The sequence below is a fragment of the Kitasatospora purpeofusca genome (assembly GCF_000718025.1).
In the GTDB taxonomy this organism is placed as follows: domain Bacteria; phylum Actinomycetota; class Actinomycetes; order Streptomycetales; family Streptomycetaceae; genus Kitasatospora; species Kitasatospora purpeofusca.
The window spans coordinates 197,627-214,946 of record NZ_JODS01000007.1 but is presented as its reverse complement, the minus strand read 5'-3'; the positions used below and the strand labels follow the sequence as shown (position 1 = coordinate 214,946).

The following is a 17,320-nucleotide window of genomic DNA, read 5'->3' as shown; positions in this document are numbered from 1 at the left end:
GTCCATCTACGGCCGGAGTTACCACGGTAGAGGGAATATCTCGGGTCCATGGAAAATTTCCCACGGGCTTGAGATATGGTCCCGTCAGGTCGATCCGATGGATCGTCAGTAACGCCTGTTCCCTGCGGCGGTAGGCGCCTGCTGCCCGCTTTCGGCGTACGTTCCTCCCCCTTCCCTGCCCCTCCCCTTGGAGGTTCGCCATGCGTGCCTGCAACCCGCCCGACTGCTCCGCCGTCCGGGCCGAACTCCGCTCCGTCCTCCACACCGCCGGCTGGCGGCCGGACGCCATCGCCGACGCCGAGCTCGCCTTCCAGGAACTCTTCGTCAACGCTTGGCGGCACGGGCGCTGCCCCGCCCCGGCCGTCCTGGTCTCCCTGCGGCCGACCATCCTCCGAGTCGCCGTCTGCGACGACTGCCCCGACCTGCCCGAGCCCCGCATCTCCGCCGACCCCTACGCCGTCTCCGGGCGCGGCCTCCACCTCGTGCGCGCCCTCACCCACCGGCTGGGCGTCGACCCCACCAGGACCGGCAAGGTCGTCTGGTTCGAGCTGGACTTCGCCGCGTGAACGCCCCCGTCGACCCCCACGACCCCTACCTGCGCACCTACACCGAACCTGAGGTCACCGCCCTCCTCCTCGAACTCCACGAACGCGGCAGACCCCACGGCCTGCGCTGGGGCTCCGCCGCCGTGGCGGCGGAGCCCACCATCGACGGCCGCCTCCTCGTCGACTTCGGCGACGCCCCCGTTTCCACCCTCCTCAACCTCCTCGCCCTGCTCCGCGAGGTGCCCCGCAAGTGAGCAGGTTCCTCGTCGGCGCGGCCTTCGCCGTCCTCCTCGCCCTCGCCATCGCCACCGTGATCACCGGTGTCGTCACGGCCCTGAAGATCGGCCCGCCCCCGCCGCCGATCACCCGCCACGGCCACTGGGAAACCCACACCCTCCCCGACGGCACCACCGAACACACCTGGACCGCCCACCAGGCCGACCGGCAACCCCGCACCCGCATACCCCAGTAACCCTCCCGGAGTGGGAAGTCGAACCCACCGACCTCCCACTCCACCCGGTGACACGGCCCGGCCCTGGTGGCTCCCTTGCGAGCAGCAAGGGAGCGACCGAACGAGCGTGCAGGAACAGGAAGTCGGCGACACCGAGGAACAGCGTCGGCGAACGGCTGTGCCCACAGACAGCGGCGTTCCGGTGGCGCAGGAAGTCGGCCCGTTCGACTTCCTGCTCCGCTCCCAGTCTTTGCCGGTGCAGCTCAGCAGCTCTCACCGGACCCAACGAGGGTCCGCGCCGTGCTCCGGTGGATCCTTGCCCAGCGTAGGGAGCCACCGGAGAAAGGTTCAGGCCGGCCGGGTCCGCAGCGAGAAGTACCGAGTCGACTCGGCAGTGGTGCCGGACGGCGCCGGAAAACCGCTGCTCCGCTACCCGATCCAGCTGCTAGGAAGAGGGAATGGACGACAAGATCATTACCCCGATCGACCGATTGCTCGCGGAACGCGCTTGCGAGCGGATCATCGTGGACTTCATCCACCGCCTCGACCTCGGTGAGCCGAGTTCGGTGGCTGAACTGTTCACGCCTGACGGCGTCTGGTACTGGCCTCACGGCGACCGCCGCATCAAGGGTCGTGAGGCCCTGGGTGCGTACTTCGCGTCGCGCCCCTCGGACAGGCTCTCGCGTCGCCTGATGACGAACATCCTGGTCACGGTCGAGTCCGCGACGAAGGCTCGCGCAGTTTCGTATCTGACGACATATCGGGTCGACGGCTACACCGGCGGCATCATCGAGCCCCGCCTCCCGGCGAACGTGGGTCACTACGAGGACACCTTTCACAACATCGATGGCAGCTGGCTCCTCGCCACTCGAACCGTCTTCCTTCCGTTCGGTGCCGACACGGAGCGACTCCCCTCCGGTACCGCGCCTCGCACCTGACGGGAACCGCTTCGCGGCCCGAACAGCGGGAGCAGCCGCGCAGGGCGTGGTCGGCCAACGTCCCTTCCTCAATGGGAAGGTGGCGACCGCCGTGGCTGGCCGCTGTCGGGGCAACCGGCTGAGGTCGGGCGATGCGGAGTGGGAAGTCGGCCGCTCCGAATCCCCATTTCACCGGCGGCGTGGCTCGGGTTCGGTGGTTCCCTTGCAGACGGCAAGGGAACCACCGAAGAAAGCCCCAGAAACAGGAAGTCGGCCTCATCGACTCTCCACTCCGCCCGGCCTCCGACTTGAGCGCCGGCCCCTGGCTCGGGCCGGGCGAGGGGCAAGCCGGGTGCGGCCGGTTGATGTGGAGCGGGGTTGTGACGTCCGCGGGGTGGTGCCCGTCGCCGCCCGGTGGCGACACTGCCGTCGAAGGGGAGGTAGCGATGGGGGAACGGACGGAGTGGGTCGCCCGGGGCGGGAGAACGGTGGAGGTCGACTACCCGACCCCGGCCCGGACGGTGGTACTGACCGTGGCGGTGGACGGGCTGGAGGAGATCACCGTGCTCGCGGGCGGGGCGGACGGCACCGAGCTCCACCGGGGGAAGGGCGCCTGGAGCGTGCTGGTCCCCCCGGCGAGGCAGGACGAGCTGCGCCGGATCACCGTGACCGGCCCACGCCGGTGGCAGCTGCGGCTCCACGATCCGTCGGAGGCGGCCGAGCTGACCGGCCGGGTCACCGGCGTCGGTCCCCGGGTGCTGGTCCACCCGGGCGGCACTGTGCTGGTCGACGTCACGCACCGTTCCTCGACGAACGACGCCCAGCTGTTCCGGCTGGTCCGGCCCACGGCGGACGGCGGCCGGGAGGTGCTGGCGACCGGTGACCGGGCCGGGAAGCTGTACCGGTCGGACAACTGGACGCTGCTGCTGGAGGGCCGGCAGCTGCTGGTGGTCGAGCAGGGGGAGGACTGGTCGCTCACCGGCCGTCCGGCGGACCTGCCACCGTCGACGGAGACGGTGCGGCACGGTATCGGGGACCGCCGCGAGGTATTCGCGTGGCCCGACGGGGCGGGTCCGGCCCTGTTGGAGGTCGAGACCGAGGACGGAGTCCTGCTGGGACTGGAGGACCACGCCGGTGGGAGGCTGGCGTTCGTCCATGTCATGGCGCGGAACGGTGTCCAGCGGCTACTGGTGCCCGCCGACCCGGCCCGGCGGGCGCTCGGCCCGTTCCGGGGCGAGGTGATCCGCAGCCGGCGCAGGTGGCGGTTGGAACTGCTGCCGGTCGAGGACGCCCGTGAGCTGACCGGCCGGGCGGACGGCACCGGACACGACGTCCTGGCCTACACCGGGCCCCCGGCGGTACTGCGGGCCTGGTCGCTCGCGGACACGGCCTCGTCCGTCACGGTCGAGGCCGGGGGCCGGCGGATCGCGACCGGGTACGGCAGCCCGGGGGAGTGGGGCGGCGCCATGCCGGTCGGCGGCCCGCCGGAGCCGGGCGAACCCGAGCAGGTCCGGGTGGAGAGCGGCGGCCGGTGGCGGCTGGAGGTGGTCCCGCTCACGGCGGTGCCCGCCTTCGACCGTCGGCTCGCCGGCCGGGGCGCCGAGGTGGTCCGCTGGGCCGGGCCGCCGGGGCGGCTGACCGTGCGGACCGGGCGGTGGCACGGAGGGCTCGCGGAGGCGACCGTGCTGGACGAGCGGCTGAAGCCGCTCGGCGCCACCAGCACCTTCGGTCGGCGGCGGCACGAGCCGGTGGAACTACCGCCCGGCAGTCTGGTGGCGGTTCGGACCTGGGGCCTCGAGGACCGCTGGCGACTGGTCGTCCGGTGACCCCGCCCGCTCCGGCCGGCGCCGCAGCAGCACCGCGACCAGCGCGGCGCCCGCCAGGGCGGTGAGGCCGGCGGCCAGCAGGGTGCGGTCGAGGCCGGTGGCGAAGGCGGTCCGGAGCAGTTCCCCGGGCAGCCCGGCCGGGGGCCGGCCGGACGCCAGCGCGCCGGCGGTGGCGTCCGGGTCGGGCCCGGCCGCCGGGTGGCCGGCCAGGGCGTCGCGCAGGCCCCCGTGCAGGACCAGCCCGAGGACTGCGATGCCCAGCGCCTGGCCGAGCTGCCGGAAGGTGTTGAGGGCGCCGCCGGCCATGCCGCCTCGCTCGGGCGGGACGGCCGCCATCGCGGCGGACGCCAGGACCGGGCTGACCGCGCCGATGCCGAGGCCGGTCAGGGCGAGGCCTGGCAGCAGGGCGGTCCAGCCGGAGGAGCCGTCCAGGGCGCCCTGCAGCAGGGTGCCCAGCCCGATCACGGCCAGGCCGCCCGCCAGCGGCACCGCGACCGGCAGCGCGGCGAGCCGACGGCCCGCCAGCGCCGGGACGGCGAAGGCGACGACGCTCATCGGCAGCAGGGTCAGCCCGGCGGCCATCGGGCCGAGGCCGAGCACCGACTGCAGCCAGAGCGAGATGTAGGGCAGGCCGGAGAAGGCGGTGGCCGAGTAGACGGCGCCGCACAGCAGGACCCCGGTGAAGGCCGGTCGGCGCAGCAGAGCGGGCGCCAGCAGCGGGTGCGCGCTGCGCCGTTCGACCAGCGCGAACACGGCGAGCGCCACGACCGCGGCGGTACCGGCGCCCAGGACGGCGGGCGAGGTCCAGCCGTCCGTCCCGCCCCGGATCAGCCCCAGCACGGCCGCCCCGGCCGCGACGGTGAAGGACGCGGCGCCGGGCAGGTCGAGCCGGCGGGCTCCCGGGTCGCGGGACTCCGGCAGTGTCCGCCGGGCCAGCACCACGGCGGCGAGCGCGAGCGGCAGGTTCACCAGGAAGATCGACCGCCAGCCCAGGTACTCGGTGAGCAGGCCGCCGGCCACCGGCCCGACGGCCGCCGCCGCGCCGCTGACGGAGCCCCAGACGCCGAAGGCCACCGCCCGGTCACGGCCCCGGTAGGAGAGGTTGAGCAGCGCCATCGCGGTGGCGAACATCGCCGCACCGCCGCCCGCCTGGACGATCCGGGCTCCCACCAGGGTGGCGCCGTCCGGGGCGAGGCCGCAGGCCAGCGAGGCGAGCGCGAACACCGCCAGGCCCACCGTGTACACCCGCCGCCGGCCCACCCGGTCGGCGAGGGCGCCGAGGCCGAGCAGCAGCGCGGCCAGTGCCAGCGCGTAGCCGTCGAGCACCCACTGCAGTCCGTCGAAGTCCATGTCCAGCCCCGCGCCGATGTCCGGCAGGGCCACGATCACGATGCTGACGTCCGTCAGCAGCATGAACACCCCGAGGCAGACCGCCACCAGCGGTCCCCATGTGCGCATCCCCGTTCCCCCTCGTCCAGGCCCGGCCACTGCGGCCGGACGCCCCGTCACTCTCGGTCCGGCGGCCGCTCCCGCGCCGCTCGCAGGGGCCTTTCCGGCGGATCTCGACACCGCCTACCATCCGGCTGGTGGAAACCGTGACGCTGGACGGACTGGACCGGGCGCTGCTGCACGCCCTGCACGTGGACGGCCGGGCGCCGTTCCGGCGGATCGCCGAGGTGCTGGGGGTGTCCGACCAGACGGTCGCCCGCCGCTACCAGCGGCTGCGCGCCGCCGGGGTGGTGCGGGTGGTGGGGCGGACCGACGCCCGGCTGCTCGGCCAGGTCGACTGGCTGACCCGGATCCGGTGCGTGCCCGACGCCGCCGCCCCGCTCGCCGAGGCGCTGGCCCGGCGGCCGGACACCTCCTGGGTGAGTCTGCTGTCCGGCGGCGAGATCGTCTGCAACGCCCGCGCACGGCTGCGGCCGGAGCGCGAGGAACTGCTGCTCGGCGCCCTGCCCCGGAGCCCGCGGGTGCTGTCGGTCTCCGCGCACTACCTGCTGCGCACCTACGTCGGCGGCCAGGTTGCGTGGAGCGGGCGGACCTCGGCGCTGACCGACGGGCAGATCGCCCGGCTCCGGGCCGCGGCGGGGACCGGGCCGACGGCGGCGAAGGCCCCGGGCCTCCCGCATGTCCCGGGCGTTCCTGACGTTCCGCATGTCCCGGGCGTTCCTGACGTTCCGGATGTTCCTGACGTGCTGGACGGGCTGGACGGGCTGGACGGGCTGGACCGGGCGCTGCTGGCGGCGCTCGCGGTGGACGGGCGGGCCCCGCTGGCCGCGCTGGCGGCCGCGTCCGGGAGCCCGGAGACGACGGTGCGCCGGCGGCTGGCCGCGCTGGTCGACGGCGGGCTGCTCTTCTTCGACGTGGACGTCGATCCCCGCCCGCTCGGCTTCGAGGTGGAGGCGTTCTGCTGGCTCACGGTGGCGCCGGGGCGGCTGGCGGCGGTCGGCCGGGCGATGGCGGAGCACCCGGAGGTGGGCTTCGTGGCGGCGACCACCGGGCCGAGCAACCTGGTGGCGGGGCTGGTCTGCCGGGACACCGGGGCGTTCTACGACTACCTGACCCAGGGGCTGGGCGAGCTGGAGGGGGTGGTCGCGGTGGAGACGGCTCCGCTGCTCCGGAGCGTCAAACGTGCCGGGATGATCATGCCGTCATCGAATAATCCGTAAAAGCTCGCCGCTGGCCGGATTCTCGCGGCTTCTGGCTAATTATTTGTCTACAGATCATCAGACAAATCGAGAATTCCATGATTCCCCTCGAAAATGCCTCGCTATGACTTCGGACCGCCCTTAGTATCTGAACGAACACTTTTGGTGACTGTTCGACCGCGGACAGCGAAGGGGGTCGTCATGGGCGAGCGGCTTCGAACCGTGCTGCGCCACGTCGCCTACCCGTTCCTGCTGGTCACCCTGGTGGGGATAGCCGTCGCGGCCCTGCGTCTGCGCTGGGACCTCGACCGGGTGAACCAGCTGTTCCTGCTCGGCGTGATCGCTTTCATGTCCCTGCTCGAACATTTGATTCCGTACGAACCGGAATGGTCTCCGAGCGTGCGCGAGTGGGGCTGGTACGGCGTCTACTTCCTGCTGACGATGATCGGCGGGGCACTCTCCCAGGTGCCCGTGGCCGCCCTCGTCGGCTGGTTGGCCCCGCCCCGGTCGGCGCTGCCGCCGTGGGTGGAGATCCCGGCCGCCCTGCTGCTCGGATCGCTGGCCAACTACCTGGTCCACCGCTGGTGCCACACCAGTCCGCGGCTCTGGCGGCTGCACGGCGTCCACCACGTGCCCGACAAGGTGAACGTCGGCAACAACGGGGTCAACCACCTGTTGGACGTGCTGCTCACCCAGGGCGCCGTCCAGCTGGCGCTGGCCGCGGCCGGGTTCTCGGCGCCGACGGTGTTCGTGGTCGGCCTGTTCGTCGTCGCCCAGGGCTACTTCGTGCACGCCAACATCGACGTCCGGATCGGCCCGCTCAACCATGTGCTCGCCGGTCCCGAGCAGCACCGCCTGCACCACAGCACCGATCTGTCGGAGGCCGGGCACTACGGCTCCGACCTGTCGGTGTGGGACCACGTGTTCGGCAGCTTCACCTGGCGGCCCGGCCGCCGGCCGCTCGCGGTGGGGCTGGCGAATCCGGCCGACTTCCCGGCCACCGGCCGGGTGGTCGCCAGCCACCTCCAGGCCTGGCACCGCCCCGCCCGGGCCGAGCGCTCCCCGACCGGCACCACCTGAGCCGCGCCCGCCGTCCCGTCCCCGCCGTCCCGTCCCCGCCCTGCCCCGCCGTCCCGTCCATGCTCTGCCCCGCCGTCCCGCCCCAGCCCTGTCCCACCGGCCCGTCCCCACCGCTCCTCCCGACCGGCTCGCCCCTTCGGCCGACCCGGCTTCCGGCCTGCCCGGAACCCGGCGCGCGGCCGCTGTCCCCCGGCGCGCGCGGCGCTCCCGCAGCCCGCCAGCGCGCGCGAACGCAGCGACCCAAGGACTCGACTCGTATGACGGATTCCCGCTTCGTCACCTCCCCGGACCTCCCCGAACCCTCCGAACGCCCCGTCCCCGGCGGCCCGTCCGCCGCGCCGGGCGCCGGTCGGGAGAAGATCGCGATCATCGGGATCGGCTGCCGCCTGCCAGGCGGGGCCAGCGACCACCGCACCTACTGGCAGAACCTCCTCGACGGCAAGGACTGCATCACCCCGACCCCGCGCAGCCGCTACGACGTCGCCACCCTCGGCAGCCGGGACAAGGCCAAGCCCGGCCGGCTGGTCGGCGGCCGCGGCGGCTACATCGACGGCTTCGACGAGTTCGACCCGGCGTTCTTCGGCATCAGCGGCCGCGAGGCCGACCACATGGACCCGCAGCAGCGGAAACTGCTGGAGGTGGCCTGGGAGGCGCTGGAGGACGGGGGGCAGAAGCCGGCCGAACTGGCGGGCCGTGAGGTCGGGGTCTACGTCGGCGCGTTCACCCTGGACTACAAGATCGTCCAGTTCTCGGACCTCTCCTTCGACACCCTCGCCGCGCACACCGCCACCGGCACCATGATGACGATGGTGTCGAACCGCATCTCGCACTGCTTCGACTTCCGCGGCCCCAGCGTCTCCCTCGACACCGCCTGCTCCTCCTCCCTGGTCGCCGTCCACCTCGCCGTGCAGAGCCTGCAGCGCGGCGAGACCGACCTCGCCCTGGCCGGCGGCACCCTGCTGCACATCGCCCCGCAGTACACGATCGCGGAGACCAAGGGCGGCTTCCTCTCCCCGCAGGGCCGCTCCCGCACCTTCGACGCGTCGGCCGACGGCTACGTCCGGGCCGAGGGCGTCGCGGTGGTCGCGCTCAAGCGGCTCTCCGACGCGCTGCGCGACGGCGACCCGGTCCACGCCGTGGTCATCGGCAGCGGCGTCAACCAGGACGGCCGCACCAACGGCATCACCGTGCCCAACCCGGACGCCCAGGTCACCCTGATCGAGCGGGTCTGCGCCGAGGCCGGGATCGTCCCCGGCAGCCTCCAGTACGTCGAGGCGCACGGCACCTCGACCCCGGTCGGCGACCCGATCGAGGCGGGCGCCCTGGCCCGGGCCCTCGCCGTCGGGCGCCGTCCCGGCGACAAGTGCTACGTCGGCTCGGTCAAGACCAACATCGGGCACACCGAGTCGGCCTCCGGGCTGGCGGGTCTGATCAAGTCCGCGCTCGCCCTCAAGCACCGGACCGTGCCGCCGCACATCAACCTGGAGCGGCTCAACCCGGCGATCGACCCGGCCGCCCTGCCGTACGAGATCCCCACCGAGGTCACCCCCTGGCCGGAGCACGAGGGCCCGGCCCGGGCCGGGGTGAACTCCTTCGGCTTCGGCGGCACCAACGCCCACGTCCTGCTGGAGGCCGCGCCGGAGCCGTCACCGGAGCTGTCACCGGAGCCGTCACCGGTGTCCGTACCCGCGCCGGCCGGCGCCGCCGACAATGCCACCGCCGACGACGCCACCGCCGCTGCCGGGGGCACCGGGCACGGACCGGCCGCCGGGCGCCCGCGCTGGACGGTGCTGCCGCTGACCGCCAGGGAGGCCGCCGCCCTGCCCGAACTGGCCGCCGGTGTCCAGGCCGAACTGGCCGGCGTCCGCGGCGGCAGCCCGGCCCGCCCGGCCGACCTCGGCCACACCCTCGCCCACCGCCGCCAGCACCACGACGCCCGGCTCTCGGTGGTCTACGACGCCCGCGAGCACGCCGCCCGCGCCTCGCTCGACGAGGCGCTCACCGCCCATCTGCGCGGCGAACCGCACCCCCGGGTCCTCACCGGCCACCGCCGCGAGGCCCGGCACCGCCGGCTCGCCTGGGTCTTCACCGGGATGGGCCCGCAGTGGTGGGCGATGGGCCGCCGCCTCCTCGCCACCGAACCGGTCTACCGGGAGGCCGTCGAGTCCTGCGCCGAGCACCTCGCCGAGCTGGCCGGCTGGTCCCTGATCGACGAGCTCACCGCCGACGAGGCGGACTCCCGGATGGCCGAGACCTGGCTCGCCCAGCCGGCCAACTTCGCCGTCCAGACCGGCCTGGCCGCGCTCTGGCGCAGCCGTGGCGTGCGGCCGGACGCGATCGTCGGCCACTCCACCGGTGAGGTCGCCGCCTTCTACGAGGCCGGGGTCTACGACCTCGCCGACGCGGTCAAGGTGGTGTTCCACCGCAGCCGGCTGCAGCAGGAGCTGGCCGGCACCGGCGGCATGCTCGCGGTCTCGCTCACCGAGGCCGAGGCGCTGCGCCGGATCCGCCCGTACGGGGGCGCGGTCTCGGTCGCCGCCGTGAACAGCCCCACCGCGCTCACCCTCGCCGGGGACGCCCCGGCCCTCGCCGAACTGGCCGCCGCGCTCACCGCCGAGCAGGTCTTCGCCCGTCCGCTGACCGTCGAAGTCCCTTACCACAGCGCCCGGATGGACCTGATCAAGGACGAGCTGCTGGAGTCGCTCGCCGACATCAAGGCCCGCCCGGCGCAGACCCCGCTCTACCTCACCGGCCGCGAGGGCACCGCGCGCGGCACCGAGCTGGACGCCGGGTACTGGTGGCACAACGTCCGCGACAGCGTCCGCTTCCGGCAGGCCGTGGAGCGGCTCGCCGACGACGGCTACGGCCTGTTCCTGGAGATCGGCCCGCACCCGGTGCTCGGCCGCTCGATCCAGGAGACCGTGGAGGCCCACCCGGGCACGGCCGACCGGCCCGAGCCGCGGACCCTGCCCTCGATCCGCCGCCAGGAGGACGAACAGGCCACCTTCACCACCTCGCTGGCCGCGCTCCACAACCTCGGTGTCGAGGTCGACTGGTCGGTGCTCCAGCCCGCCGGGCGGATCGTCCCGCTGCCCCGCTACCCGTTCCGGCGCGACCGGCACTGGGTCGAGCCGAGGGCGGTCGCCGAGGTCCGGCAGGGGCTGGTCGACCACCCGCTGCTCGGCCGCCGGCTGCCCGGCGCCGAACCGGCCTGGGAGGCCCGGCTCGACGCCGAGGCCCTGCCCTACCTGGAGGACCACCGGATCCAGGGGGACGTGGTGTTCCCGGCCGCGGGCTATCTGGAGATGGCCGTCCAGGCGGTCCGCGCCCTCACCGGCGGGACGGACGCCGCCCTGGCCGACATCGAGCTGCGCAAGGCGCTGCTGCTGCCGGACGACGAGAGCCGCGCCGTCCGGCTCACCCTCTGCGCCGAGCAGGGCACCTTCACCGTCGCCACCGGCGAGGGCCGCGAGCGCACCGTGCACGCCGTCGGCACCGTCCGCCCCGGCCAGCGTCGCCGGCCCGGTCGGCCGCTGGACGCGGAGGCGGTCCGCGGGCGGGCGCTGCGCCGGCTCGCCGGGGCGGACTGCTACGCCGGACTCGCCGCGCTCGGCTACCACTACGGCCCCGCCTTCCAGGGCATCGAGGAGGTCTGGATCGGCCCCGGCGAGGCACTCGCCCGGATCCGCCCGCCCGCCCCGGTCGCCGGGCAGGGCGAGCGGCACCAGGTGCACCCGGTGGTGATGGACGCCTTCTTCCAGACCCTGCTGACGCCCCAGCTGCTGGCCGACCGGCCGGCGGACGCCCGGGGGATCCGGCTGCCGGTGGCGATCGGGGAGGTCCGGCTGGACGCGGTCGGCGAGCGCCCGCTCTGGGTGCACGCCACCGTCACCCGGGACGCCGGCGCCGAACTCCTCGGCGACCTCGCGGTGTACGAGGAGCAGGGCGCCCCGCTCGGCGGCGTCACCGGCTTCCGGGCCGCCGACGTCGAGCGGGCCGCCACCGCGGTCGGCCTCGGCACCATCGACGGCTGGCTCGCCGAACCGGCCTGGGCGGAGCTGCCGGCCGCCGGCGACGCCCCGGACCTGCTGGCCGAGCACCCCGACCACTGGCTGCTGTTCGCCGACGGCGGCGGGGTCGCGGACGCCCTGGCCGAGCGGATCGCCGCCCGCGGCGGCAGCTGCCTGCGGGTCCGCCCAGGCACCGGCTACCGGGCCGCCGCCGACGGCCGCACGGCCACCGTCGAGCCGGGCTCGGCCGCGGACCTGGCCCGGCTGCTCGCCGACCGGCGGGCCGGGGGCGCCCCCGACCCGGCCGCCGTGGTCCACCTGTGGAACCTCGACCGCCCCGGGCTCGCCACCGCCGACCCCGCCACCGCGGCCGGCCACACCGCCCCCGGCGCCTACAGCCTGGTCACGCTCGCCGCCCTGCTGGCGGCCGAACTCCCCGACTGCCGGCTCCATGTGATCACCCGGGCCGCGCAGGCCGTGGCCCCCGGCGAAGCCGTGGAGCCGCTCGCCGCCCCGGCCTGGGGCATCACCCGGGTGCTGCGGCACCAGGAGCTCCCCACCCACCAGGGCAAACTGATCGACCTCCCCGCCACAGGCATCGAGGCGGAGGCGGAGGCCGAGGCGGAGGCCGAGGCGCTGCTGCGCGAGTTCGCGCTGGCCGACGAGGACGAGATCGCGCTGCGCGGCGGCCGGCGGCTGACCAGCCGGCTCCGGACCGCCGAGGGGCTCAGTCGCCCGCTGGCGCCGCGGCTGCGGGCGGACGGCGCCTACCTGGTGACCGGGGCGTTCGGGGCGCTCGGGCAACTGCTCTGCCGCACCCTGGTGAAGCGCGGCGCCCGTCGGCTGATCCTGGTCGGCCGCAGCACGCCGCCGCCGCGCGAGTCGTGGCGCGCGCTCGACCCGGAGAGCCGGGACGGGCAGCGGGCGGCCTTCCTGCGCGAGCTGGAGGAGCTCGGGGCCGAGGTCGTCCCGGCCGCGCTGGACGTCACCGACGAGCCCGCGCTGGCCGCCTGGCTGGCCGAGTACCGGCGGTTGGACCGGCCGCCGGTCCGGGGCGTCTTCCACCTCGCCGGGCAGGTCAGGGACACCCTGGTCGGCGAGCTGGACCGGTCGGCCTTCGACACCGTGTACGGCCCCAAGGTGCTCGGCGCCCTCGCCCTGCACCGGCAGCTGGCCGGGGAGCCGCTGGACCACTTCGTGCTGTTCGCCTCGATCGCCTCCCTGCTGACCACCGCCGGCCAGACCAACTACGCCGCCGGCAACGCCTTCCTGGACGCCCTCGCCCATCACCGCCGGGCGCTCGGCCTGCCCGCGCTCAGCCTGGACTGGGGCCCCTGGGCCACCGGGATGATCGAGGAGCTCGGCCTGATCGACCACTACCGGCACAGCCGGGGCATGAGCTCGCTCGCCCCGGAGACCGGTATGGCCGTGCTGGAGCGGGTGCTCGGCCAGGACAAGGCCCAGCTGCTGGTCGCCACCGTGGTCGACTGGCCGGTCTTCCTCTCCTGGTACCCGGCCCCGCCGCCGCTGGTGACCGAACTCGCCGCGGCCGCACGGGAGTCCACGCCGGCCGTCGAACGGACCGGGCTGCTGGACACCCTGCGGACGGCCGGCGAGGAGGAGCGGCGGGCACTGCTCACCGAGCTGTTCACCGAGCTGGCCGCCACCGTGCTGCGGGTGCCGGCCGACCGGGTCGACCCGGCCGCCGGTCTCGGCGGCCTCGGGCTGGACTCGCTGCTGGCGATGGAGCTGCGCGCCCGGCTGAGCGGCGAACTCGGGGTCACCCTCCCGGTGGTGGCGCTGCTCGGGAACGCCCCGGTGGCCGAGCTGGTCGCCCGGCTGCACGAGTCGCTGACCGAGCTGCTGGACGAGGAGCCGGCCGGTCCGGGGGCGGCGGGGGTGGAGCGCTACGAGGACGAGTCCGCGCACCCGCTGACGCACAACCAGAAGGCGCTCTGGTTCCTCAAGCAGCTCAACCCGGACGGCTTCGCCTACAACATCGGCGGCGCGGTCGAGGTGCGGGTGGAGCTGGAGCCCGAGCTGATGGCGGCGGCCTTCCGGGCGATGGTCGAGCGCCACCCGAGCCTGCGGGCGAACTTCACGCTCGACGCCGGCCGGGCGGTGCAGCGGATCTCCGCCGAGGTGGAGCCGGACTTCGACGTCTTCGACGTCGAGCACCTGGCCTGGGACGACATCCACGCGATGATCGTCCGCGAGTACCGCCGACCGTACGACCTGGAGCGGGACCCGCTGGTGCGGTTCCGGCTGTTCCGGCGCGGCCCGGCCCGCTGGGTGATCATGAAGGCCGTCCACCACATCATCTCGGACGCGATCTCCACCTTCACCTTCATCGAGGAGCTGCTGGCCGTCTACGAGGGGCTGCGCCGGGGCCGGGCGCCCGAGCTGCCCCCGGTCGCCGCCCGCTACCTGGACTTCCTCAACCGGCAGAACGCCTTCCTGGCCGGCCGCGAGGCGCCGAGGATGCTGGAGTACTGGCGCTCCCACCTGCCGGCCGAGGTGCCGCTGCTCAGCCTGCCGACCGACAAGCCCCGGCCGGCGGTGCAGACCCACAACGGCGCCTCCGAGTTCTTCGTCTTGGACGAGGAGCTCAGCGCCCGGGTCCACGCGCTGGCCCGCGCGCACAACGTCACCGTCTTCATGGTGCTGCTCAGCGCCTACTACCTGCTGCTGCACGCCTACGCGGGCCAGGAGGACATCATCGTCGGCAGCCCGGTGACGGGTCGCACCGACGAGGAGTTCGCCGGCGTCTACGGCTACTTCGTCAACCCGCTGCCGCTGCACGTCTCGCTGGCCGGCGGGCCGACCGTGGCCGAGCTGCTGGAGCGGGTGCGGACCACCGTGCTCGGCGGGCTGGACCACCAGGAGTACCCGTTCGTGCTGCTGGTGGAGCAGCTCGGGCTGCAGCACGACCCGAGCCGCTCGGCAGTCTTCCAGGCGATGTTCATCCTGCTGCACCACAAGGTGGCCACCGAGAAGTACGGGTACCACCTCGAGTACATCGAACTCCCCGAGGAGGAGGGGCAGTTCGACCTCACCCTGTCCGCCTACGAGGACGAGGCGGAGCGCCGCTTCCACTGCGTCTTCAAGTACAACACCGACCTCTTCCTGCCCGGGACGACGGCGCGGATGGCGCGCCACTACGTCAATCTGCTCGACGGGCTGACCACGGCGGGGCCGGAGCGGGCGGCCACCGGGCTGGAGCTGCTCGGCGAGCGGGAGCGGTCCGTGGTGCTCCGGGAGTGGAGCGGCGCCGACCGGCGGGTGCCGTTCGCCGAGCCGGTCCACGAGCTGGTGCTGCGCGCGGCGGCGGCCGACCCGGCGGCGCCCGCGGTGGCGGTGCCGGCCGAGTCCGGCCCGACCGTCCGGCTGACGTACGGCGAGCTGGCCGGGCGCTCCCGCCGGGCCGCCGTGCGGCTGCGGGCGCTGGGCGCCGGACCGGGCACGGTGGTCGCGCTCTGCCTGGAGAAGTCGCCGGAGCTGATCGTGGCGCTGCTCGCGGTGCTCCGCACCGGCGCGGCCTACCTGCCGCTGGATCCGGGTCACCCGGTGGAGCGGCTGGCGTACCTGGTCGGCCACACCGGGGCCGGGCTGCTGGTCGGCGACGACCGCGAGCGGCTCGGCGGACTCCCGGCCCGGCTGGTCACCACCGCCGAACTCGGTGCCGACGGCACCACCGGTGCCGACGACCCCGACGGCGAGGGCTTCGCCGACGTGCCGGTGGGCCTCGACGACCCGGCCTACGTCATCCACACCTCCGGCTCCACCGGCCGCCCCAAGGCGGTGCGGGTCTCCCACGGCAACCTCGCCTCGGCGTACCGGGCCTGGCAGTCCGAGTACCGCCTGGACACCGACGCCAGGACCCACCTCCAGATGGCCGGCCCCGCCTTCGACGTCTTCACCGGCGACGTGGTCCGCGCGCTGTGCTCGGGCGGCACCCTGGTGCTGGTCGGCCGGGAGCTGCTGTTCAACACCGCCCGGCTGTACGAGGTGATGCGCACCGAGCGGGTGGACGCCGCGGAGTTCGTCCCGGCCGTGGTCCGCACCGTGCTGGACCACTGCGAACGCACCGGGCAGGACTTGGCGTTCATGCGGCTGCTGGTGGTCGGCTCGGACGTCTGGAAGGTCGAGGAGTACCGGCGGCTGGGCGCCCTGTGCGGCCCGCGGACCAGGCTGGTCAACTCCTACGGGCTCACCGAGACCACCATCGACAGCGCGTACTTCGAGGGGCCGACGGACGGCCTGGAGCCCAGCCGGATGGTCCCGATCGGGCGGCCGTTCCCGAACAGCGCCTTCCACCTGCTCGACGCCCAGGGCCGGCCGGTCCCGCCCGGGGTGACCGGCGAGCTGTGGATCGGCGGCTCCGGCGTGGCGCTCGGCTACCTCGGAGACGAGGAGCAGACCGCGCGCCGCTTCGCCACCCTGCCGCTCGGCGGCGCCGACGGCACCGAGCCGGTCCGGCTCTACCGCACCGGGGACCTCGCCCGCTGGGACGCCGACGGCGGGGTGCACCTGCTCGGCCGGGCCGACTCCCAGATCAAGGTGCGCGGCCACCGGATCGAGCTGGGCGAGATCGAGACCCGGCTGGCCGAATGGCCGGAGCTGGCCGGGGCGGTGGTCACCGTCCGGGCGGACCGCGGCGGCGAGCACGTGCTCTGCGCGTACTGCGTGCCGGCGCCCGGCCGGACCTTCGACCACCGGGCGCTGCGCCGCCACCTGGCCGGGCAGCTGCCGACCTTCATGATCCCGACCCACTTCACCGAACTGCCCGCGCTGCCGCTCACCGCCAACGGCAAGGTGGACGTGGCGGCGCTGCCCGAGCCCCGCACGGACGCCGCCGAGGCCGCCGAACCGCCGGTCACCCTCTACGAGGTCCGGATGGCCGAGCACTGGCGCACCCTGCTCGGCATCGAGGAGCCCGGCCTCCAGCACGACTTCTTCGAGTCGGGCGGCTCCTCGATCAGACTGATCGAGCTGATCCACGGGCTGCAGGCCGAGTTCAACATCAGCATCCCGGTCAGCCAGCTGTTCAAGGTCACCACCCTGCACGGGATGGCGAAGACCGTGGAGCACATCATCACCGGCCGGATCGAGGGCGCCCAGCCCTACCTGGGCTTCAACCAGGAGCAGCGGCAGACGCTGTTCTGCTTCCCGCCCGCCGGCGGCCACGGTCTGGTGTACCGGCAGTTCGCCGCGCACCTGCCGGAGTACCGCACGATCGCCTTCAACTACGTGTCCGGGGACGACAAGGTCGACCAGTACGCCGACCTGGTCGAGGCGCTCCAGCCGGAGGGCCCGTGCGCGTTGCTGGGCTACTCGCTCGGCGGCAACCTCGCCTTCGAGGTCGCCAAGGAGCTGGAGCGGCGCGGCCGCGCGGTGCCCAATGTGGTGATCATGGACTCGCACCGGATCCCGGAGTCCTTCGACCTCGCCGACGAGCACCTCCAGGCCTTCGAGACCGAGCTCGCCGAGCACCTGCACCGGCACACCGGCTCCGCCGCCGTCGCCCGGGAGACCCGCGAACAGGCCCGGGACTACCTGCGGTTCTGCAGCCGCACCCCCAACCACGGGGTGGTCGCCGCCGCGCTCAGCGTGATCTCCGACGACGAGAAGGTCGCGCTGTACGAGGCCGGCCGGGACGGCGCCTGGCACGGCAGCTCGGCCACCCGGACGGCGGTCTTCAAGGGCTTCGGCACCCACGCCGAGATGCTCGACCGCGAGTTCATCGCCCACAACGCCGGGCTCGCCCGGTCGATCCTCACCGGAGCCGCCACCCATGCGTCCTGAGACGGCCCCCGGGCGGGCCCCGAGCCTGCCCGCCCCCG

At 74.2% G+C, this 17,320-nt stretch carries 9 protein-coding genes; 8 read left to right on the top strand and 1 reads right to left on the bottom strand.

From position 1 onward, the window contains the following. Nucleotides 1-200 precede the first annotated feature (200 nt). From IF01_RS41690 to IF01_RS47480, 5 genes are all read left to right on the top strand, one after another. The gene (locus tag IF01_RS41690; protein WP_037779740.1) at nucleotides 201-566 is read left to right on the top strand and encodes an ATP-binding protein; all 366 of its coding nucleotides are present in this window, start codon (nucleotides 201-203) and stop codon (nucleotides 564-566) included. Continuing rightward, nucleotides 563-799: a hypothetical protein gene (locus tag IF01_RS0113645; RefSeq protein ID WP_030393635.1), complete on the top strand. Its 237-nt coding sequence runs from the start codon at nucleotides 563-565 to the stop codon at nucleotides 797-799. The genes IF01_RS41690 and IF01_RS0113645 overlap by 4 nt, the downstream gene beginning before the upstream one ends. Next, nucleotides 796-1,017: a hypothetical protein gene (locus IF01_RS0113640; protein ID WP_030393634.1), complete on the top strand. Its 222-nt coding sequence runs from the start codon at nucleotides 796-798 to the stop codon at nucleotides 1,015-1,017. The genes IF01_RS0113645 and IF01_RS0113640 overlap by 4 nt, the downstream gene beginning before the upstream one ends. A 437-nt stretch (nucleotides 1,018-1,454) precedes the next feature. After that, nucleotides 1,455-1,934, top strand: coding sequence for a nuclear transport factor 2 family protein (locus tag IF01_RS0113635; protein ID WP_030393633.1), 480 nt, complete (start codon nucleotides 1,455-1,457; stop codon nucleotides 1,932-1,934). Between the two features lie 425 nt (nucleotides 1,935-2,359). Continuing rightward, nucleotides 2,360-3,739, top strand: coding sequence for a hypothetical protein (locus IF01_RS47480; RefSeq protein ID WP_157855217.1), 1,380 nt, complete (start codon nucleotides 2,360-2,362; stop codon nucleotides 3,737-3,739). Here IF01_RS47480 and IF01_RS0113625 read toward each other — a convergent pair. Then, the gene (locus IF01_RS0113625) at nucleotides 3,668-5,197 is read right to left on the bottom strand and encodes an MFS transporter (protein WP_051755296.1); all 1,530 of its coding nucleotides are present in this window, start codon (nucleotides 5,195-5,197) and stop codon (nucleotides 3,668-3,670) included. The genes IF01_RS47480 and IF01_RS0113625 overlap by 72 nt on opposite strands. Nucleotides 5,198-5,325: 128 nt before the next feature. On the opposite strand from IF01_RS0113625, the gene IF01_RS0113620 reads away from it, so the two are divergent. The 3 genes from IF01_RS0113620 to IF01_RS0113610 all read left to right on the top strand — a co-directional run bounded on the left by IF01_RS0113620 (nucleotide 5,326) and on the right by IF01_RS0113610 (nucleotide 17,282). After that, a complete protein-coding gene (locus IF01_RS0113620) occupies nucleotides 5,326-6,408 on the top strand; it encodes an Lrp/AsnC family transcriptional regulator (RefSeq protein WP_030393630.1) in 1,083 nt (360 codons plus the stop codon). Between the two features lie 180 nt (nucleotides 6,409-6,588). Beyond that, nucleotides 6,589-7,467: a sterol desaturase family protein gene (locus IF01_RS0113615; protein ID WP_030393629.1), complete on the top strand. Its 879-nt coding sequence runs from the start codon at nucleotides 6,589-6,591 to the stop codon at nucleotides 7,465-7,467. Nucleotides 7,468-7,724: 257 nt separating this feature from the next. Continuing rightward, nucleotides 7,725-17,282 carry a non-ribosomal peptide synthetase/type I polyketide synthase gene (locus IF01_RS0113610; protein ID WP_078879927.1) on the top strand — a complete coding sequence of 3,186 codons (9,558 nt, stop codon included), beginning with the start codon at nucleotides 7,725-7,727 and terminating at the stop codon, nucleotides 17,280-17,282. Nucleotides 17,283-17,320: the final 38 nt, after the last annotated feature.

Excerpts from the sequence above, each read along its gene's own strand:
- IF01_RS0113615 (WP_030393629.1), top strand. The coding sequence starts at position 6,589 with ATGGGCGAGCGGCTTCGAACCGTGCTGCGCCACGTCGCCTACCCGTTC.
- IF01_RS41690 (WP_037779740.1), top strand. The coding sequence starts at position 201 with ATGCGTGCCTGCAACCCGCCCGACTGCTCCGCCGTCCGGGCCGAACTC.
- IF01_RS0113635 (WP_030393633.1), top strand. The coding sequence starts at position 1,455 with ATGGACGACAAGATCATTACCCCGATCGACCGATTGCTCGCGGAACGC.
- IF01_RS0113610 (WP_078879927.1), top strand. The coding sequence starts at position 7,725 with ATGACGGATTCCCGCTTCGTCACCTCCCCGGACCTCCCCGAACCCTCC.
- IF01_RS0113625 (WP_051755296.1), bottom strand. The coding sequence starts at position 5,197 with ATGCGCACATGGGGACCGCTGGTGGCGGTCTGCCTCGGGGTGTTCATG.
- IF01_RS47480 (WP_157855217.1), top strand. The coding sequence starts at position 2,360 with ATGGGGGAACGGACGGAGTGGGTCGCCCGGGGCGGGAGAACGGTGGAG.